Source organism: Rhodoferax ferrireducens, from assembly GCF_003347515.1.
Lineage (GTDB): Bacteria > Pseudomonadota > Gammaproteobacteria > Burkholderiales > Burkholderiaceae_C > Rhodoferax.
Genome location: NZ_QEII01000130.1, coordinates 1 through 1118, shown reverse-complemented (window position 1 = coordinate 1118; position 1118 = coordinate 1). Strand labels below are relative to the sequence as shown.

Here is a 1118-nt window from a genome sequence, read left to right as displayed (position 1 = left end):
CGTTGCCAGGGCGACGAAGCCCGCCATGCTCAGGCTCAAAGCACCCACGGCAATGCGTTGTTTAAGGCTTGCCATGGTCGACCTTCGGTTTATCTGGCGTCCAGTAGACGGCCCAGTGCCACCACATTGCTAGCGTGTAGGGGTTAATCATTTGTGGGGTGGAGTGGGTGGCACTCCTGTTTTCCAGAGCGTCCAGGCACCCCAGAGTGATGTGCATAACAGCACGATGGCGCCGATGGGGCGGGCCAGGGCGCCAATCCAGTTCAGCACCTTGAACGCGCCTTTCATGCTCTGGAAAAACTCAACCATGTCGGAGGTGGACGAGTCAATGCGGATGGTGGCGGCCGTATTCTCTTGCAGATCGGCCCGAAGTTGCTGCATGGCGGAGTCGCCTTCTTCAAGACGTCCCTCAATGGCTGAGAATCTGCGCTGGTTGTCAGCGTGATGCGCTTCGTCAACAAGCGCCCGTGTTGGGTTGGTGGGGTTGTCCATGCCCGCGATTGTGAGAATTCGTAAGGGGATTGCCAAACCTTAGCCAGCAAGCATGAAAAAAGCCCGCTTGTTCGGGCGGGCTTTTCAGGCGATCAAGTGAGCGTCAAATGGACGGGCACATTCGCCACGAGTTTGTCACCACGTGGCGTTCACGTTTCTCCAGCCGCTGGACAAAGGCCTTTGCCTGCACGCGCGGGGTATCGAGCTTCGCGAAGCCATCCCAACCTTCGGCGCCAGCCAGCTTGAAGGCATCGAGCGCGAAGCCCTTCACCGCTCGGTAGGCGGCAATGACGGGGCCGGCCACCGCGTCATAACAGGCGACGGCGAGGGATGCGCAGGCCAGGAGCGCGAGGGCCAGAAAGCTACGTTTCATGTGAGAGTCCTTCAATTGTTCCGTGGCTGGCGGCAATCCCTCGCCGTATCGGGAAGGCTTGAGTGTTGACGGGGTTGCGGCTGCTGACAAACCTTACCGGGGTGTGGGTGGTAGTTCTTCCACTCAAGAATGAAAAAAGCCACCGGGTTAGGGTGGCTTTTTAAGGCGGTAAGAGTTGCCACTTCTTGCTGTAGCTTCGCATTCTGGCCCCGACTTACATCTTCCATCGGCTCGGGGCAACACTGATCAATTG

The 1118-nt window shown here is 58.4% G+C and carries 3 protein-coding genes; all 3 read right to left on the bottom strand.

The genetic code is table 11. From position 1 onward, the window contains the following. Positions 1–147: 147 nt before the first annotated feature. The gene (locus tag C5P05_RS33960; protein WP_198674570.1) at positions 148–492 is read right to left on the bottom strand and encodes a hypothetical protein; all 345 of its coding nucleotides are present in this window, start codon (positions 490–492) and stop codon (positions 148–150) included. Between the two features lie 103 nt (positions 493–595). Further along, on the bottom strand, positions 596–865 hold the full coding sequence (locus C5P05_RS00585; RefSeq protein WP_114967994.1) for a hypothetical protein: 270 nt from the start codon (positions 863–865) through the stop codon (positions 596–598). Between the two features lie 11 nt (positions 866–876). Beyond that, positions 877–1118: hypothetical protein (locus C5P05_RS34215; protein ID WP_232834279.1), on the bottom strand; the 242-nt coding region annotated here is incomplete at its 5' end.

Excerpts from the sequence above, each read along its gene's own strand:
- C5P05_RS33960 (WP_198674570.1), bottom strand. The coding sequence starts at position 492 with ATGGACAACCCCACCAACCCAACACGGGCGCTTGTTGACGAAGCGCAT.
- C5P05_RS00585 (WP_114967994.1), bottom strand. The coding sequence starts at position 865 with ATGAAACGTAGCTTTCTGGCCCTCGCGCTCCTGGCCTGCGCATCCCTC.